The organism is Magnetococcales bacterium (genome assembly GCA_015228815.1).
Lineage (GTDB): Bacteria > Pseudomonadota > Magnetococcia > Magnetococcales > UBA8363 > UBA8363.
On the sequence record JADGCV010000019.1, the window covers coordinates 1 to 17,135 of the forward strand.

At 55.9% G+C, this 17,135-nt stretch carries 18 protein-coding genes; 14 read left to right on the forward strand and 4 right to left on the reverse strand.

All coding sequences use genetic code 11. The features are described from left to right. From HQL76_09460 to HQL76_09470, 3 genes are all read left to right on the forward strand, one after another. A partial coding sequence (locus tag HQL76_09460; protein MBF0109391.1) for a modification methylase occupies positions 1–213 on the forward strand: 213 nt, incomplete at its 5' end. Between the two features lie 36 nt (positions 214–249). Next, positions 250–1,869 carry a hypothetical protein gene (locus HQL76_09465; protein ID MBF0109392.1) on the forward strand — a complete coding sequence of 540 codons (1,620 nt, stop codon included), beginning with the start codon at positions 250–252 and terminating at the stop codon, positions 1,867–1,869. 13 nt (positions 1,870–1,882) lie between these two features. Next, positions 1,883–3,952, forward strand: coding sequence for a DEAD/DEAH box helicase (locus HQL76_09470; GenBank protein MBF0109393.1), 2,070 nt, complete (start codon positions 1,883–1,885; stop codon positions 3,950–3,952). 196 nt (positions 3,953–4,148) lie between these two features. Here the strand turns inward: HQL76_09470 and HQL76_09475 are convergent, their stop codons facing one another. Further along, entirely contained in the window at positions 4,149–4,811 is a 663-nt protein-coding gene (locus tag HQL76_09475; GenBank protein MBF0109394.1) for an HAD family hydrolase, read from the reverse strand. Between the two features lie 191 nt (positions 4,812–5,002). Here HQL76_09475 and HQL76_09480 point away from each other — a divergent pair, with 191 nt between their 5' ends. The 6 genes from HQL76_09480 (at position 5,003) to HQL76_09505 (ending at position 9,441) form a co-directional block, all read left to right on the forward strand. Next, the gene (locus tag HQL76_09480; protein ID MBF0109395.1) at positions 5,003–5,431 is read left to right on the forward strand and encodes a hypothetical protein; all 429 of its coding nucleotides are present in this window, start codon (positions 5,003–5,005) and stop codon (positions 5,429–5,431) included. A gap of 45 nt (positions 5,432–5,476) precedes the next feature. Further along, positions 5,477–5,743: a hypothetical protein gene (locus HQL76_09485; GenBank protein MBF0109396.1), complete on the forward strand. Its 267-nt coding sequence runs from the start codon at positions 5,477–5,479 to the stop codon at positions 5,741–5,743. Positions 5,744–5,780: 37 nt separating this feature from the next. Next, positions 5,781–6,158 (forward strand): fluoride efflux transporter CrcB, encoded by a 378-nt coding sequence (gene crcB, locus HQL76_09490; GenBank protein ID MBF0109397.1) that lies wholly within the window; start codon positions 5,781–5,783, stop codon positions 6,156–6,158. 52 nt (positions 6,159–6,210) lie between these two features. Continuing rightward, positions 6,211–7,518, forward strand: coding sequence for a nucleotide sugar dehydrogenase (locus HQL76_09495; GenBank protein ID MBF0109398.1), 1,308 nt, complete (start codon positions 6,211–6,213; stop codon positions 7,516–7,518). Positions 7,519–7,608: 90 nt separating this feature from the next. Next, complete coding sequence (locus HQL76_09500; protein ID MBF0109399.1) at positions 7,609–9,030, forward strand: mannose-1-phosphate guanylyltransferase/mannose-6-phosphate isomerase; 1,422 nt, start codon at positions 7,609–7,611, stop codon at positions 9,028–9,030. Between the two features lie 159 nt (positions 9,031–9,189). Then, positions 9,190–9,441, forward strand: coding sequence for a type II toxin-antitoxin system ParD family antitoxin (locus tag HQL76_09505; GenBank protein ID MBF0109400.1), 252 nt, complete (start codon positions 9,190–9,192; stop codon positions 9,439–9,441). 131 nt (positions 9,442–9,572) lie between these two features. On the opposite strand, the gene HQL76_09510 is transcribed toward HQL76_09505, so the two are convergent. Further along, entirely contained in the window at positions 9,573–9,773 is a 201-nt protein-coding gene (locus HQL76_09510) for a hypothetical protein (GenBank protein ID MBF0109401.1), read from the reverse strand. Between the two features lie 190 nt (positions 9,774–9,963). Here HQL76_09510 and HQL76_09515 point away from each other — a divergent pair, with 190 nt between their 5' ends. The 4 genes from HQL76_09515 to HQL76_09530 are packed head-to-tail and all read left to right on the forward strand — an operon-like array spanning position 9,964 to position 13,770. Continuing rightward, the gene (locus HQL76_09515; GenBank protein ID MBF0109402.1) at positions 9,964–11,193 is read left to right on the forward strand and encodes a cytochrome c family protein; all 1,230 of its coding nucleotides are present in this window, start codon (positions 9,964–9,966) and stop codon (positions 11,191–11,193) included. Positions 11,194–11,245: 52 nt separating this feature from the next. Next, the gene (mobA, locus tag HQL76_09520; protein ID MBF0109403.1) at positions 11,246–11,860 is read left to right on the forward strand and encodes a molybdenum cofactor guanylyltransferase; all 615 of its coding nucleotides are present in this window, start codon (positions 11,246–11,248) and stop codon (positions 11,858–11,860) included. 29 nt (positions 11,861–11,889) lie between these two features. Beyond that, complete coding sequence (locus HQL76_09525; GenBank protein MBF0109404.1) at positions 11,890–12,246, forward strand: hypothetical protein; 357 nt, start codon at positions 11,890–11,892, stop codon at positions 12,244–12,246. Next, positions 12,247–13,770 carry a chemotaxis protein CheW gene (locus HQL76_09530; GenBank protein ID MBF0109405.1) on the forward strand — a complete coding sequence of 508 codons (1,524 nt, stop codon included), beginning with the start codon at positions 12,247–12,249 and terminating at the stop codon, positions 13,768–13,770. 118 nt (positions 13,771–13,888) lie between these two features. Here HQL76_09530 and HQL76_09535 read toward each other — a convergent pair whose 3' ends face one another. Then, a complete protein-coding gene (locus HQL76_09535) occupies positions 13,889–14,377 on the reverse strand; it encodes a chemotaxis protein CheX (GenBank protein MBF0109406.1) in 489 nt (162 codons plus the stop codon). A 355-nt stretch (positions 14,378–14,732) separates the two neighbouring features. Between HQL76_09535 and HQL76_09540 the strand changes: the two genes are divergently transcribed. Continuing rightward, a complete protein-coding gene (locus HQL76_09540) occupies positions 14,733–16,166 on the forward strand; it encodes a glycosyltransferase family 39 protein (protein ID MBF0109407.1) in 1,434 nt (477 codons plus the stop codon). 738 nt (positions 16,167–16,904) lie between these two features. Here HQL76_09540 and HQL76_09545 read toward each other — a convergent pair. Then, a partial coding sequence (locus HQL76_09545) for a DUF3782 domain-containing protein (protein ID MBF0109408.1) occupies positions 16,905–17,135 on the reverse strand: 231 nt, incomplete at its 5' end.

A 17,135-nucleotide genomic window follows, 5' to 3' on the forward strand; every position in this document is an offset into this window, starting at 1 on the left:
GAAAGTTTCTTCGTCCGTCACGCCTACTTCCTGGGGGCCAACGACCCTTACAAGGCCCTCAAGACCACCCTCAAGGCAGAGATCGACCAGGAGGCATGGGAGTCCCTGCACAGCGATGTCTCCCGCCCCTTCGATAAACCCAAATCGGGCCGCATCGCCGTCAAGGTGATCAACCATCTGGGGGACGAAGTGATGAAGGTGTTTGGAGTATAATCGTCCATACTTCTTTAAAATCTTGAATGGAAAAGAATGAACACATTTCGAGATGCCCTTGCTCCTCGTGCTGTTCAAATGCCACGAGTCGTTCGTGAGCATGAAATTCTCAGGGTTATTGGTGAGATTTCAATGGAACCTCGTGATGAGGCGGTAATTAAGGCACGGGGCGAAATTCTAAAATGGGTTCAGTCGAGATGTGGAGGACAACTTCCTCAACAAGCGTGGAACGGTGAAACTTTTGATTATTTTTCAGGTGGAAGGAATAGTGTTGGTGTCCGAATACAGGAACCTCAACTCGACGTGTGGGCAGTTCGGGCGGATGATCCGGATAAATCGGTAGCTGGGCGTGTATGGACTACTGAAGTCGTTATAAGCAGAGTGGATAATGGTCATCCCTATTTTAATTCTCGGTTGATTGTTAGTTCCCAAGAGGACCAACTTTATATTGAACCTGCTGTACAAGGATTTATAAGGAAACTATCTGAGAATGTAGCTCTGATCCGAGATGGGTATCGTTTTGTTTTGGACCCTATAAAAATTGAGTCCCAAGTAGATTATGATTGGTTCAGGAAAATATTATTAGATCCAAACAGATCTCTCCCAATTATTGTTTTGACTACTGGAAGACCCGTTGATGGTCATCGTCAGCTACTTATCAATACTGTAAATCTGTGCAAAACTACGATGGGAATCGCTGTTGTTGTTATTTTGACTTCTGAATTTTGCTGGAAATTATCAGAAGAATTTGGCCAGCAAAGATCCGTGTTTGGCGGTGCTGTTCGAGTATATTTGCCTGGTTTTTCTGACGAATCAAACCCATATGATCACAGGCTTTTCTTGGCAAATCAACTGTCAATTGGTAAAGAAAAAAAATTCGTTCTTCAATGGTTAAGAAATTTGGCAGCAAGAGAGAGTATTAAACGGACAAGGCTTGGTCAAGATGTCTATTCATTTTCATTAATTCGAAATGCGTCATTAAAATTCCTAGAAAAAAATCTTGACCAATCAGATGCGGATGAAAGTGAGAAGCTACAGGCAGCACTCACTCGTATAAAAGCGTTGGAAGACACAATTAAATCTCTTGAAAATGAGAATAATTTTTATATTGATGAGCACGACAAGATTGAAAAAAGAGTGGAAGATGCTGAAAAATTGACGTGCGCATCTGCATTTAGAATCCAGCAGCTACAGGATCAGATAAAAAATAGTGGCTCAAAGCCCGATGAGTCGCTTGCATTACCTGATACATGGGCGAAGTTTGGTGACTGGTGTGATAAGAATCTTACAGGACGATTAATTTTATCTTCCTCTGCACGGCGTGGCGTCAAATCTCCAGAATTTGAGGACGTCCAGTTAACCGCACGTTGCCTATTATGGTTGGCAAATGAATGCAGGGAAAGTCGGCTTGGCCAATATAATCTCCCTCTCCGTGAGGTACAGATAGAGTCAGGAGTCCGAAATTCCCATTGTGGTAGAGATGAATATGAAACAACGTGGGGAGGTAAACGGTATACAGTTGATTGGCATGTAAAAAATGGAGGAAACACTCGGGATCCTTCAAGGTGTCTCCGTATTTACTACTTTTGGGACACAGCAAGCCAGCAAATTATTATTGCAGATATGCCTGCTCATAGGAAAACAGATGCTAGTTGAGGATTAGTATCCCATGGAATTCCGCATCGCCGATACCTTCACGGCATCCCTGGCCAAGCTGACCGGACAGCAACAAAAAGCGGTCAAAACAACCGCTTTTGACCTTCAAATGGATCCAGTCAATCCGGGGATGGACTTTCACAGGTTGGACAAGGCCAAGGATCCCAACTTCTGGTCGGTTCGGGTCAATGCCGATATCCGACTCATCGTCCACAAGACGGCGTCCAGCCTGTTGCTGGTCTATGTGGATCACCATGACAAGGCCTATCAATGGGCGGAACGCCGTAAAATCGAACGCCATCCCCACACCGGCGCAGCCCAGTTGATGGAGGTCAGGGAAACAGTTGAAGAGATTGTCATTGATCAAACGCGGGTAGAAGAAAAACCTGTCTCTGCAAAACCACGTATTTTTGCCAATTTGAGCAAAGGCGATCTCCTTGGTTTTGGCGTGCCGCCAGAATGGGTGGATGAAGTCCGCAAAGCCAACGAGGATTCCCTCTTCGATATTGCAGAACACCTGCCACAGGAGGCCGCGGAGGCCTTGCTGAATCTCGCTGTGGGCGTCCAGCCCAAGGTTGCCCCAATGACGACGGAAGACGACAATCCCTTCGATCATCCGGATGCCCAACGTCGTTTCCGCGTCATGTCCAACCAGGAAGCGTTGGCTACCGCCCTCAACGATCCCTGGGAGAAGTGGACGGTCTTTCTGCACCCCTCCCAGCGTGCGTTGGTGGAACGGGAGTTTCATGGGCCGGCTCGCATCTCCGGTTCCGCCGGAACGGGAAAAACCATCGTCGCACTGCACCGGGCCGTCCATCTCGCCCGCCGGAATCCGGATTCCCTCGTTCTCCTCACCACCTTTTCCAGTACACTGGCCAATGCCCTGCAAACCAAGTTGAACCGCCTGGTGGGCAATGAAGCGGGGATTATGGCGCGTATCATCGTTCGTTCCATCAAGCGTATCGGCGGGGACATGTATGCAGCGTCGTGTGGCAAGCCCAATATCGTTCCGGAAGAGACCGTGCAGGAACTTCTGGGGGAAAAATCGACATCTTTGGGCGCGGACCTTTTCCCCAACCGGTTTCTCTTGGGAGAGTGGACCGACGTGGTCGATGCGTGGCAGTTGAAAAGCTGGGAGGCATACCGGGACGTGCAACGTCTGGGCAGGAAAACCCGTATCGGCGGCAAACAGCGGGAGGTGTTGTGGTCCATCTTCTCGGAGGTCAGGAGGGAATTGGCCAAGCGGGGAATGATCACTTGGTCGGATCTTTTCGCTCAGGTGACGGGCCAAATTCTGGAATCAGCGAAATCACCCTTCGACTTTGCGGTCGTTGACGAGGCTCAAGATCTGGGTGCGGCCGAGGTTCGCTTCCTGGCCAGCGTGGGATCTGGTCGCCTTGATGGGCTTTTTTTCGCCGGTGACCTGGGTCAGCGCATCTTCCAACAGCCGTTCTCCTGGAAGTCGCTGGGAATCGATATCCGTGGGCGGTCCAGCACCCTTCGGATCAATTACCGTACATCCCACCAGATTCGAAGCCATGCAGACCGTCTGCTTCCCACCTCATTATCCGATGTGGACGGGAATACCGAAAACCGTCGTGGTGCCATTTCCGTGTTCAATGGTCCGGTTCCGGAAGTCCGCATCCTCGATGGTGAAGAAGAGGAAATGTCCACTGTTTCAAATTGGCTCGCACAAAGATTGAAGGATGGATTCCAGCCACATGAAATTGGGGTGTTCGTCCGTTCTTCCGCCCAAATGACCCGGGCACAAGAAGCAGTCGAATCGGCTGGCGCTGTTCCACTGAAATTGGATGACGCGGTTGAAATCCAGGCAGGTCGGATTTCCATGGGCACCATGCATCTGGCAAAAGGATTGGAGTTCCGTGCCGTTGCCGTGATGGCCTGCGATGATGAGATCCTTCCCTTGCAGAAACGCATTGAATCCATTTCCGACGATGCTGACCTGGAAGAGGTTTACAACACGGAACGGCACCTGTTATACGTGGCTTGCACCCGCGCCCGGGATTACCTTCTGGTATCGGGTGTGGATCCGGCCTCGGAGTTTTTGGATGATTTGGTTTGACAGATATTTTATTAGTTATTATATTGTTATACAGAAGCGCTAATCGCGAACATGATGCCCTTCGGGCAAAAAAATCAAAGGCAAAGTCAAAAACATTGGGGGCTTCGCCCCCAAACCCCTTCCCAGACCCATCCTGATGACGATCATGAAAGCGGTCGTGGGACTGGGCGACCTCGCTCGAATCCATTGCCACCGTTCAACACGCCCCGCGCAAGGAAAGGATGACCCATCCCTTGCGTTCGGCCAAGTCGCGAAATCGTGGATCGGGATCGACCACCCGCGGATGATCCACCTGTTCCAAAAGAGGAATGTCGTTCAACGAATCGGAATAGAACCAGCTTCCCACCAGAGTTTCCCCATGGTGTTGCATCCATTGCCGCAAACGGAGCACCTTGCCCTCCCGGAAACAGGGAATGCCCCATGGACGCCCCGTGAACCCGCGCCCCCCCGGTTGGAGTTCGGTGGCCAGAAGATGATCCACCCCCAGGCGATCGGCAATAGGCTCGGTGACAAAACGGTTGGTGGCGGTGATGATCACAAGGGTATCCCCCCGTTGCCGGTGATGGCGCAATAAATCCGCAGTCCCCGGAGCGATGATCGGCTCGATTTTCTCGGCCATGAACCCCTCGCGCCATCGCTTCAAGGTCTCAAGGTCATGTCGCGCCAGTTCCGCCAACTGAAACCGAAGATAGGCATCGATGTCAAGAACCCCTCGGGCATATTCGTCATAGAACCTTCGGTTTTCCGCCTCGTATCCGGGACCATCGACCACCCCCAGATCGACCAGATGGCAGCCCCACAGATAATCGCTGTCGCCCGCCAGCAGGGTATTGTCCAGATCGAACAGCGCCAGGGCCATTTCGCGATCCCTTTCCTTGGAAAACCCGCCTTGCATTCTCCCGATCAATGACCGAAAATGAAGGCCATGATCAAGGCGAAGCATCGGTTATTGTAAGGTAAAATCCCTCAAGTCGCCATCCCTTTCCGCCGATGCGGCAGGTATGGGACTTGTCTGGTTCATTCCGGTTGCCACGAGGTGGGAGAAATACCATGTTCAACGCGATTCCTGCAACGACCGCCCTTGGGATCGCCAATCCCATGACCCAACAAACCGGCCTGGCCAACGTCTCGCAAAACATCCGGACCAACAACCAGGAACAACTGGAAGCCCGAAGCGTCGCCAACCTCAAAGAGGCGCGGCAGGGGCGCCATTTGCAGGACCGCGAAGAGGAGGAAGACCAGGAAGCCCCCGAAGACCACCGCGACGCCCCGGACCACCGCCGGTCCACCCTGGAGACAATTTTCAAAGAGCGGCAACGGCAGGCCAATGACCGGGAAAAAAAACACACGGCAACCCCCTTTCTCCGCGACGTTGCCACCACCACACCGCAAACCTCGGGAAAAACCGCCGATCCCCATTTCGATACCAGGCGCCCGCCTCCCGCATCGCCGCATCACCTGCTCGACATCATCGCCTGATATTCTCCTGATGACATCGGCGTTGAAATCTGCTTCAATGATGCCATGACAAGACAGAACGAATCCTCGGACCTGCCGGTCCCCTGCCTGCGCTGCCGGCATTTTCAGGTCACCTGGGAACCCCAACATCCCCGGTCCTGCCGGATCATGGGATTCAAAACCCGGGACTGGCCATGTTTCGAGGTCCGCCGCAGTTCGGGAGAATCCTGCCTGGCGTTCGAGGAACGGGCCATCCATTCCGATGACAAAAAAGATCCGTCCCCCCCGTCCAAATCCCAGGAAGGTCCCAAACGGTTTTCCAGGATCGCATGAGTCGCAAAACGTTCGATGTTTGGTTCAAGGAGATGTCATGAACACTACCCTCTTGGCCGTCGCCCTCGGCGGCGCGGTGGGGTCGATGGGACGATACCTGCTGGCCAGCAGTGTCACCTCATTGCTGGGACGGGGATTTCCCTGGGGAACATTCGCCGTCAACATCGTCGGATCGTTTTTCATGGGAATATTGTTTCAGGTATTCTCGGAACGACACCCTGTCCTGGATCTCTGGCGGACCGGGTTGATGGTTGGGGTATTGGGTGGATTTACCACCTTCTCCTCTTTTTCGTTGGAATCGCTGCAACTGATCATGCAGGGTGCCTGGCGGCTGGCGTTTGTCAATGCACTGGCAAGCGTCGGATTGTGTCTGGTGGGTGTATGGGGCGGACTGTCACTGGCCCGAACCCTGTGACCTGAATAACCAACGTCCTATTCGATGGTGTCATCGGCGGGGATCAAAGGCAATGAAACACGAATTCCTGGAAAAAATTCGGACAAGACGAATCCTCGTCGGCATCATCGGTCTGGGCTATGTCGGTCTGCCCCTGGTCTTGCGGTTTCTCGAAGAAGGATTTTCCGTCGCCGGCTTCGACATCGATGGCAAGAAGATCGATAACCTGCAACGGGGTAAACGTTACATCGAACACATTTCCCCACACCCCTTCGCGGAAGCGATCCAAAAAGGAACCTTCCAGGCAACCACCGATTTTTCCCGAATCGCGGCCACCGATGCCATCATTCTGTGTGTCCCGACCCCGCTCAATCGCAACCGTGAACCGGACCTTTCCTTCATCACCGGCTCCATGGATTCCATCCTGCCGCACCTGCGCCCGGGGCAGATGCTTTCCCTGGAAAGCACCACCTATCCCGGCACCACCAGGGAACACATCGAACCCAGGGTGCGGCAACGGGGATGGGTCGTGGGCGAGGATTTTTTCGTGGTCTACTCCCCCGAGCGCGAAGATCCCGCCAATCGTGATTTTTCCACGCGCACCATTCCCAAGGTGTGCGGCGGCACGACCGCCAACTGCCTGGAGGTCGGGGTGGCCCTTTACGGGGCCATCATCGATCATATTGTTCCGGTCTCCTCCACGGCGGTGGCGGAAATGGTCAAAATTCTGGAAAACACCTACCGCTCGGTGAACATCGCCCTGGTCAATGAACTCAAACTCGTCGCCGACCGGATGGACATGGACATTTTCGAGGTGATCGACGCCGCATCGACCAAACCCTTCGGTTTCAAACCATTCTATCCCGGACCGGGCCTTGGGGGACACTGCATTCCCATCGATCCGTTCTACCTGACCTGGAAGGCGCGGGAATACGGCGTCAATACCCGTTTCATCGAACTGGCGGGCGAGGTCAACACCGCCATGCCCGACCATGTGATCCACAAGGTGGCCGACGCCCTCAACGATCAGGGCAAGCCCCTGCGTCATGCCCACATCCTGGTCCTGGGACTGGCCTACAAGAAAAACGTCGATGATGTCCGGGAATCGCCCAGTTTCGTCCTTCTGACCCACCTCATGGCCAAAGGGGCCCTGGTCGATTATTCCGATCCGCACGTCGCCACCATCCCGCCGATGCGCAACTATTCGCTCCGGAAGGACAGCATCCCCATCACCCCTGAAACCCTGCAAAAATATGATTGTGTCGTCATCGCCACCGACCACGACCGTTTCGACTGGGCGCTGATCCAGCGTCACGCGGCCCTGATCGTCGATGCCCGGGGTCGTTTCAAAACAGTCCCGGGACGGATCGTCCGCGCCTGATTCCGGAGGGCATCGCCCCCCCACAGTCCAAGGTCAGGCCCAAGGACCCCAAGATTCTCCAATCCCTGAAGCCCAGGAGCTTTTTCCTCCATGTCGATCATCCCCGTCATCCTTTCCGGCGGTTCGGGAACCCGGCTCTGGCCCCTGTCTCGCGAGGCCTATCCCAAACAGTTTCTCAATCTGACCCATGATCGATCCCTCTACCAGGCCACCCTGGAAAGGCTTCGTGGCGTTGCCGAAGCAGGAACGGCGATGGTCGTCTGCAACGATCAACACCGGTTCGTGGTCGCCGAGCAGGCCCGGGCGATCGGCGCCGAACTCTCGGGAATCGTCCTGGAACCGGTAGGGCGCAACACCGCCCCCGCCGTCGCCGCCGCGGCCATGCTCGCTTTCGACAAGGACCCCGAGTCCATCCTCCTCATCCTCCCCGCCGATCATCTGATCCCCGACGTGCATCCCTTTCACCAGGCCGTTCGCCTCGGTCAGGAGATCGCCCGATCGGGTCGGATCGTCACCTTCGGCATCGTCCCGACAGGCCCCGAAACAGGATTCGGCTACATCCACCGGGGACACATCGCCGGCCCCGGACCGGGATACCCCATTCGACGCTTTGTCGAAAAACCGGACGCCGACACGGCCCGATCCTATGTCGATTCGGGAGAATACTACTGGAACAGCGGCATGTTCATGTTTTCGGCCCAGGCGATGCTGGAGGAACTGAAACGACATGCCCGCGAAATCCTCTCCGCCGTCGAACAGTCCCTGGCCCGTTCGACGAAGGATCTCGACTTCATCCGCCTCGATCATGACGCCTTTTCCGCCAGTCCCAAGATTTCCATCGACTACGCCGTCATGGAAAAAACCGACCGTGGGGTTGTCCTGCCATTCGACGCGGGATGGAGCGATGTCGGTTCCTGGGCGGCCCTCTGGGGGGTCGGGTCCAAGGATGACGCCGAAAACGTCGTCATCGGCGACGTTTTGCTGCACCAGGTCCAACGTTGTTACATCCGTTCCGAAAGCCGCCTCGTCGCAGGGGTGGGGCTGGAAGATCATGTGATCATCGAGACGGCGGATGCGGTACTGGTCGCGGCCAAGGACCGGGTGCAGGAGGTGGGAAGCATCGTCCAACGCCTGCACCAACTCGGTCGCCGCGAACACCTCAACCGGCAACGGGTCTTTCGTCCCTGGGGAAGTTTCAAATGTTTGAACATCGAGGAACGGTTCCAGGTCAAACGGATCCGGGTCAATCCTGGGGCGAGCCTTTCGTTGCAGATGCATCATCACCGCGCCGAACACTGGATCGTCGTCCGCGGAACGGCACGGGTGACACGCGGCGACGAATCCTTCCTGCTGACCGAAGACCAATCAACCTATATTCCCCTGGGGGTGCGTCACCGTCTGTCCAATCCGGGAAAAATCCCCCTCGACATCATCGAAATCCAATCGGGAAGCTATCTGGGAGAGGATGACATCGTCCGCTTCGACGACAGCTACGGTCGCTCCTCGGATTGAGACGTCCAGGCCGTTTCCGGGTCCGGAAAAAAATAACCGTTCAGCCCCCTCTTCTTCGGGGTGTGGGCCGGGAGGGTAAACAGAAACTCCAGCATTCAGATGGGGGTCGGATGGGGGCTGGACGGTTACCGTATTTCAACAGTGTCATGGGAGGTCATCATGTCCACCAACATCAGCCTGACCCAGGAATTGGAAAACCTTGCCCGATCCTGCATGGAAAGCGGTCACTACAACAACGTCAACGAGGTCATCCGCGGCGCTCCAAACCTGCTCCAGGATCAGGAAGCAAGGCGCGAAAAATTCACCGCCATGTTGCGGACGACCCAGGAAGATGCGGACCGGGAAGGTGTTTACACCATCGACCAGGTATTGTCGGAGATGGATGAAATCATCGACAACGCCTCTCGATGAAATCCGCCGTTTTATCACCCCAAGCGCGTCGAGACCTGAGCGACGCCACCCGATGGATTGCCCTGGACAACCCCGCCGCCGCAAGCTGTCTCGTGAAGAATAAACGGAAACTTAAGCATTCAAAGGGCTGTTTATTTATTCCGTCCATGCACCAGCCAAACCGCGAACGTATCCAGTTCCCCGCGAAGCCGCCGGGCCTGGGGGGATTGAAGGATGGTTTCCGCCGAAAGGTCCAGATCGAAGTCGGTATCCAGGTCCTGGATCAGTTTCTGGAGCGACTCATTGATGGACTTGTCCGCTTTTCCAAGGATTTCGTCGATTCCACAGGTCATGATTGGCCTCTCGCGCTCGGATCGGGTGGGAATACCTTTCGGACCTTCTTGACAGATCCAATGGACATGGCAAGATGAAGATGGCAAACAGTGTAGCAGATGCCGGCGGAAAAAACCGCCTTTTATTTCTCCATGGCCGCGCCATCGCCGGCCATGGCTGCAATCATCGGGATCGGAAGGGGACGGGATCATGAAACTTTTTTTGTTCAGGATGTTGTTTTCCCTGGGAATGACGATGGGATGGACCGGGGCCGTCCTGGCCGCGGAAGAAAAACCACCGTTGCATCATGTATCGGCCAGCGTCTGCGGTGAATGCCACAAGGAAATCTACCAGCAGTGGGCCGAATCGATGCATGCCCGGAGTTCCGCCCTCAAGGATCCCGTTTTCAAGGCCCTCTACACCGCCCAGGCGGGCGACCCCACCCAGGAAAACGTCACCCTCAAGGCCACGGGCGGCTATCCGGCATGCCTCAAGTGCCACGCCCCCAACGCCGCCCGCGATGGAAAAACAAAACAGGATGCCCTCGACGCCTATGGCGAGGGCATCTCCTGTGTCAGTTGCCACACCATGTCGCAATTCCTCGGAGTCCACGGCAAGGAAGGGGACCCCTTCAGATTGGGCACCGATGCCTATACCTTCTCCGATTCCCATCTCCTTGGACCCCACGGCGCCTTCGCCGGGAAAGACCCGACCCACGCACCTGGCGCCGCCGCGGGAGAAACCTCCAGCAACCCCTACCCGCATCAGGCCAATGGCCCACTGTTCAAGACCTCCGACATCTGTCTGGGCTGCCACGAAAAAAACAACAACCCCTTCGGCGTTCCCGTCTGCGCCACCGGCCCGGAACTGGTCCAGAGCGGCAATACGACAACCTGCCAATCCTGCCACATGCCCACCATCGACGGCTTCACGAACCATTCCATGATGGGAGGACATGACCGGGCCATGCTGCGTCAGGGAATCCTGGTGTCCCTGGCCGGGGAAAAAACCCCTCAGGGAGGAAAAATCCGCGTCACCCTCAAAAACCTCCTCGCACACAATTATCCCACCGGCGCACCATTTCGCATGGTGGTCCTCAGACTGACCGCCCTGAACGAAAAAGGGGAAGAGGTCTGGCAAAATTTCAAAACCAACCCCATCGAAGAAGATTCAAAGGCCGTCCTGATGCTGCGCCTGGTTGACGAAAACGATAAACCCGCGCCCCCTCCCGCAGCCAAAAAGATCAAGGGCGACAGCCGTTTGAAACCGGGAGAATCACGGCAATTGAGCTATGCCGTTCCCGTGACCGGAACCGTGCGCATCCGGGCCGAGGTCTTCTATCATCTGTTGCTGCCGCCCATCGCCAAACAGTTCGATGCCGAACTCCCTCCCGAAAGCAAAAAACCGGTCCTGGTTTCGCGGACCGAACTGGATTTGTGACCGGGGAATCCAGGTTTTGGTCGTAACATCGCGACACGATGGGACACAAGGCATGGGATTTGACGGGGCTGTCACGGGATTGATCCTCGCCGGAGGCAGTGGCGTTCGTGTCGGTCGGAGAAACAAGGCGTTATTGTACCTTGGAACGCAGACACTGCTGTCACGGGTTCGGGAACGGCTGGCCTGCCAGACCGAAACGATCCTGATTTCGGTGCATGACGATCCCTCCTCATGGTCGTCCCTTGGGGAAGGGTGCCGGATCGTGACCGATGAACGCACCACGCGGCAGGGTCCCCTCGCCGGACTGGAGGCGGCCCTGCGCATCGCCCCCAACGACTGGATTCTGTCGGTCCCGGTCGATGTTCCCTTCTTTCCCCTGGATCTGGCAACCCGCATGGGAAACAAACTGGGGGGCGAACGCCGCCCCGTCATCGCGCGAAACCGCGGACAACTCCATCCCACCATCGCCCTGTGGCCCCGGGAAATCGTCGCTGCCATGAGACTGGCCCTCGACAACAAGGACCGTGGCCTCCAATTTTTCCTGCGTAAAACATCTCATGCCATTGCCGATTTTCCCGATGAATACGACGGGATCGACCCTTTTTTCAACATCAATACCATGGACGACCTGACATGGGCGCATCAAAATCTTCGGGTCCAGACGTGAAAACAAAAAGCAAACGTTTGGGGAATAAAATGACGGAAAAAGAAAAAACAGCCGCCGCCACGGTCCCGGACCTGGAGGAAGAGGGGGAACTGCTGCGTCGTGTGCTCATGATCGAAGAGGAAGTAAAATCGATCAAGGCGGCCATGCAAGCCTTTCCTTCGGCGTTGGAAAAGGAAAAAGCGGAAATCCGAAAAAGCCTGGAAACGATGGAATCGTTGAAAAAGGGGCTCCAGGATGTCAGCCAATCGGCCGAACAATCAAGCAAGGTGGTCAACCATCTGGAACGAAGGGTGGAGGTCGTCAAAAAAGACGCGACCAGCGGTTTCGTTGTCAGCACGATCATTTTTTGCATTCTCATGATCATTTCCCTGTTTGTGCGAGCCTGAATGCTTTTCCTATCCTTGAGACTTGGCCGGGAACTCTATGCGGTGGAAACCCTCCGGGTCCGGGAGGTCCTTCAGCGCGTCAAAATCACCCGGGTCCCGCGGGCACGACCCGAGGTCAGTGGTGTCATCAACCTGCGCGGCAGCATCGTCGCCGTCTTCGACCTGCGCACGCTTCTGGGCATTGAAAAGTCCTTGCCGGATACCCCGACCAACATCGTCGTCCTGGAGTATCCCCATGAGGGAGAAACCCTGGTCCAGGGAATTCTTGTCGATTCGGTGCAGGAAGTCCTGGAAATCGACGAAGACCGGTTGGACCCACCGCCAACCCTGCGCGCCCGCGGCAGTCGGCATCTGCACGCCCTGGCCAGAAGTGCGGCAGGGTTCATTCTGGTCCTCGATGTCGCCTCGCTGTTTGGCCTGGAAGGAAGCGTTGCCGGTTCGCGAACCACCACGAAGGCCGTCGTTGAAAGCGACGACCATCCCGATCAGGACCATCCCAACATCCTTTCCCGTCCCCCCGCCCGTCCCTCCCGCCTGCCCATGCCCCAGGCCGCTCCTTTTGCCTCTTCAGTCACGACCGCGGAGACGATTGGCGACGTGACACAACACCCAGAGGAAGAAAGACAGGCCGTTCTGGATCACGTTGATGACGGTACCGCCGCCCCCATCATCGAAAAACGACAAATCGACGAACCAAAGATCGCTTCAATCAGCGAAAACTGTGTCAATGACGAACCATCCGGAATGCCCCCTCTCGTGACTCCTCCGTCGGTCACAAACGACGCTCCGGAAATCTCTTCCGATGCACCTGCGGTCGTGGACGAAGCGACAGGAATCGGTTCCGTAACGACCGATCCAGGGGTCGATGACATACCGGACACGGTCGAGGCTGCCACGCCATTGGCCGGCGACACAGAAAATCCGGATGAGGAATGTATCATGGAGAAGAATCGTCTTCTTCCGATCGAAGAAGGTATCGCCTTGGCCCAGGAGCGGACCCGTTTGCTGGAAGGCGGTGGACTGGCGGCGATGGCCGAAATTCTCGTGCCTTTGCCCATCCCATCGGAAATCGAGACCGGGTTCGAAGTTGCCGCCGTGCCGCCCGAGGATGCACCGCTTCGTTCCGATTTCGCCATTCCGTGCGACGATACCTCTGACCTGAATCAGGAAACGGCGGCAGATGAAGAACAACAAACACCAATCCCGGAATATGAGCCGATCATGTCATCAAATCTGGCCCCCCCCCTTGCCCCCGCCTCTTTGGCGGCGTTCCTCCCCGACGATCACCCGCCCCGAAACGGGGAATCGCCGTCGCAAAGCCGGGAAGGAGACCCAATGCCGCCTCCGACCGAGGAACAGGAATTCCTGCGTGAGGAATGGGTTCGGGACGTCGTCCTGAACCTGGCGCCCGATCCGCGTCTGGAGGAAGAACTGATTCATCGATCAAAAAATAATTCTGGAAACGGCGGCAAGGACAAAAATTTGAAGAAAGCAAAAACGGGAAAGAAAATACGCGGCAGGTAATTCCACTTCAATCCCAAACCGGGGGAAACCTGACAATCGTGTACCACCCGCATAGCGGGTGGTTTTGGTCTTTTTCAAGGTCGGCGAAATGGCTGTGAAAGAATGCGTCCGAACACTCTCAGGGGTTGTAGCCCTCGATATAAAAAAAGAACTCGACGAAGAACGGTCCCGCATCGCACTTGAAGTATTGTTTGATGCTGAAAAAATTGGTCTTGTACTGCATCTTGTAGTCGGTTCCCGCGATCAGGGTGGGCGGGGTCAGGTTGATGTTGCCGAACCGTTCCGACAGCCGGGTTTGCAGACCTCCGGCGATGATGTTGTTGAGTTCGCCGAAACCGTCACCCGCTTCACCGAACAGTTCCAGGTATTCTTCCCCGGAGAAGGCGTTGGTCAATTGCATGGCCGTGTGGCGCGGACTGGCCAGATGGACCCCTCCCTGAAGCCCGCCCGAAAAATTGATGATGGCGGTCACTTCGGTGTCGGGGGGACGATACGGATCGGCCTCTTTTTTCGATACCAATGGTCCGGGAGTCACCTCCTGTCCGAGGAAGGCGACAAAAAGATCATGGACCGATTCCTTGATCATCAGAGCGAATTCTTCCTTCATTCGTCTTCCTTCTCCAGTCGTTTTCCATCCCCAGGCCCAGTCACGGCGCACCGCGACACCATCAATCACGGATCTTATAGATCAGGTTAACAGTGGAAAACAATCTTTTTTCGATGGACGATGTGCAAAAAAATCTCTTAAATTCAATAACTAACAATTAACGCAAGCTGCTGGAATCCCCTGTTGCGTCACATCCTTTTGTGATTCGTTTGGTTGCATGCTCATGGCGTTCCCGCAAGGCCGGCGGTAGACTTGCCGGCACGGGATTGTTCCGGACAAACATTCAGGCGTTCCGTCTTTCCCCAGTCTTGTTCATCGATCGTGATCGGTCCGTCCGAGGAAGGAATCCGTACCCATGAGTTTCAATGATGTCATGAATCGTCGGCAGATTGGCCATGGGGTCGCATTGTTTCTGATCATCCTGTTGGGAGGGTGGCTGCGATGGGTGGTGGTGGAAGAGACGGTCGTCATCGACCCCCTGCGCTCGGACGCCCTTGAATATTTCAACGATGCCTTCAATACGCGGCATCATGGCGTTTATTCTTCGGTCACGGAAAACCGTCCCGGGCACCATCCGGCTCCGGATGCCTTTCGTACCCCCGGTTATCCGATATTTCTCCTCCCTTTCGTCGATGGTCCGCCGACGGAATCAATGCTGCACAGGATTTATCGGGCCCAGGCGGTTCTTGGCACCTTGACGCTGGTGGCGGTTTGGCTTTTGGCGCGTCACCTGCTGCCGGGAGGATTATCCCTGGCGGCAACCTTCCTGACGACGATCTGCCCGCATCTCATGACCATGAACCATTACCTTCTGAGCGAATCGCTCTTCACCTTTCTACTTTTGTGGTTTCTGGTCGTGTTGCAGTGGGGGACGCAGGGAGGCGGGTGGTGGCTGGCGGGGGCCGGGTGTTTGCTGGGGGCTGCGTCCCTGACCCGGCCTGCGCTGCAATTTTTCATCATTCCCGCCATCCTGGCCCTGGCACTCCTTTCCGCCCCTTCCCAACGCCGCCGGAACGTCCTGTGGGTCACCGTGGGCTTCCTGATGGTGTTCTCGCCATGGCTCGTCCGCAATCGGATGGTCCTGGGCCAATGGAGCGATGACCGGGCGACCATCGCCACCATGCACCATGGCCTTTATCCTGGATTCATGTTCCAGGATGATCCAAAAACTTTTGGTTTTCCGTATCGCTTCGATCCCCGGTCAGAGGAAATATCCCGCAGCCTTGAAACGGTGCGCCATGAAATCGTGGACCGCTTTACGCATGAACCCGGTCGATACCTGCGCTGGTACCTGTTGGAAAAGCCGGTCCGCCTCTGGTCCTGGGGGATCGTTCAGGGACAGGGGGATGCGTTTGTCTATCCCGTGGCGGATACCCCGTTTGCCCGCGAAGGGGTATTCCGGTTTTTCCATCGGTTGATGTTTGCCACCCATGCCCAGTGGATGCTCCTGGGGTTCGTTGGGGCGGTCCTCGCCTGGCTTCCGGTCGTCTGGCGACCGGGAACCTCCAAGGAAAACACAATGGCCCGCCTGATCGCCCTGATGTTGTTCTACATGACCGCGATCCATATCCTGGGGGCGCCGTTTCCCCGGTACAACATTCCCTTGAGACCGCTTGCCTACATCATGGCCCTGTATGCCCTGGTGATTTTTTTTCGTTGGCTGCGCCATCGTCTTCAGCCAAACCTTCCAGGGCCATCCCCGGTTCCACTCCCAGGCTCACCCATAATTCACCCCAGCGCGCCTCCAGATGGCGCACCACCAGGCCGGCGGCCTCGATCTCTTCGGTGAAGGATTCATGGGTGTATTCGGTTTCGTGGGTGCGATCCAGACGCCATTCGACCCCGAGTTCCTTTTTCAGGGGGACCCGCCAATCACGTTCGAATACCGGCACGCGGATCAGGATCTTTTCGGGGTGATGGCGCCGCACGATCCGTTTGAGAAAATCGACCCGTTCGGGAAGATGTTCGAGGACGTTGGAAAGGATGACCACGTCGAACCTTCCTTCCCTGGATTCAAGGAGGGCATCGCCATGGCGCAGGGTCAGGTTGGGGTGGCGATAACGTTCCCGGGCCGCCAGGATCTTTTCCTCGGAGATGTCGATTCCGACGACGATCGCCCCCCTATTGGCCAGTTCCCACGCCAGAAGGCCATGGCCACAGCCAATGTCCATCACCTTTTGTCCGGGAGTGATCCGTTCCAGGAAAAAGCCGTTGTAACGGGTATGACGGTATTTGGTATGGGTTCCCTTGTCGTAGCGGATGGCGAGTCGCCCCTGATGACCATACAGAACGCCGTCCAGGCGAAACAGAAACCGGAGGGCTTCGTCGGGGGGCAGAAGGGTGATCCGGTCGCCGATCAAAGACAGCGTGATCTTTTCGATCCGTTCTAAATCGAGGGTCCGTCCCATCGCCCGCATCAGTCGCATCCGGTAACCGGAAGGGATCCAACGAAGGAATCGTCCCAGGAGTGTCTTCAGCATTGCGTCATCCTCGCGACCGCCATGGTCCTGGACCATTACCAAACAGATCACCAGGTCTTTGGTACAAACGCTTCGTCGTTGGCCAATTGAACGCTGTCACCGGTCTGGGCGATGACGAACAGGCCTTGATTCATGGCAAAGCGGTCGGCGTCCGACGCAATCACCATGCCGGCGACGGCGCCATAGGTCTGACAAGACGAATATTTGGGGAAAAAACTCTTGAACCGTGACAGCCTCGTCAGGTGTTCCTGGACATCCTCGACCGTCAGATGACTCTT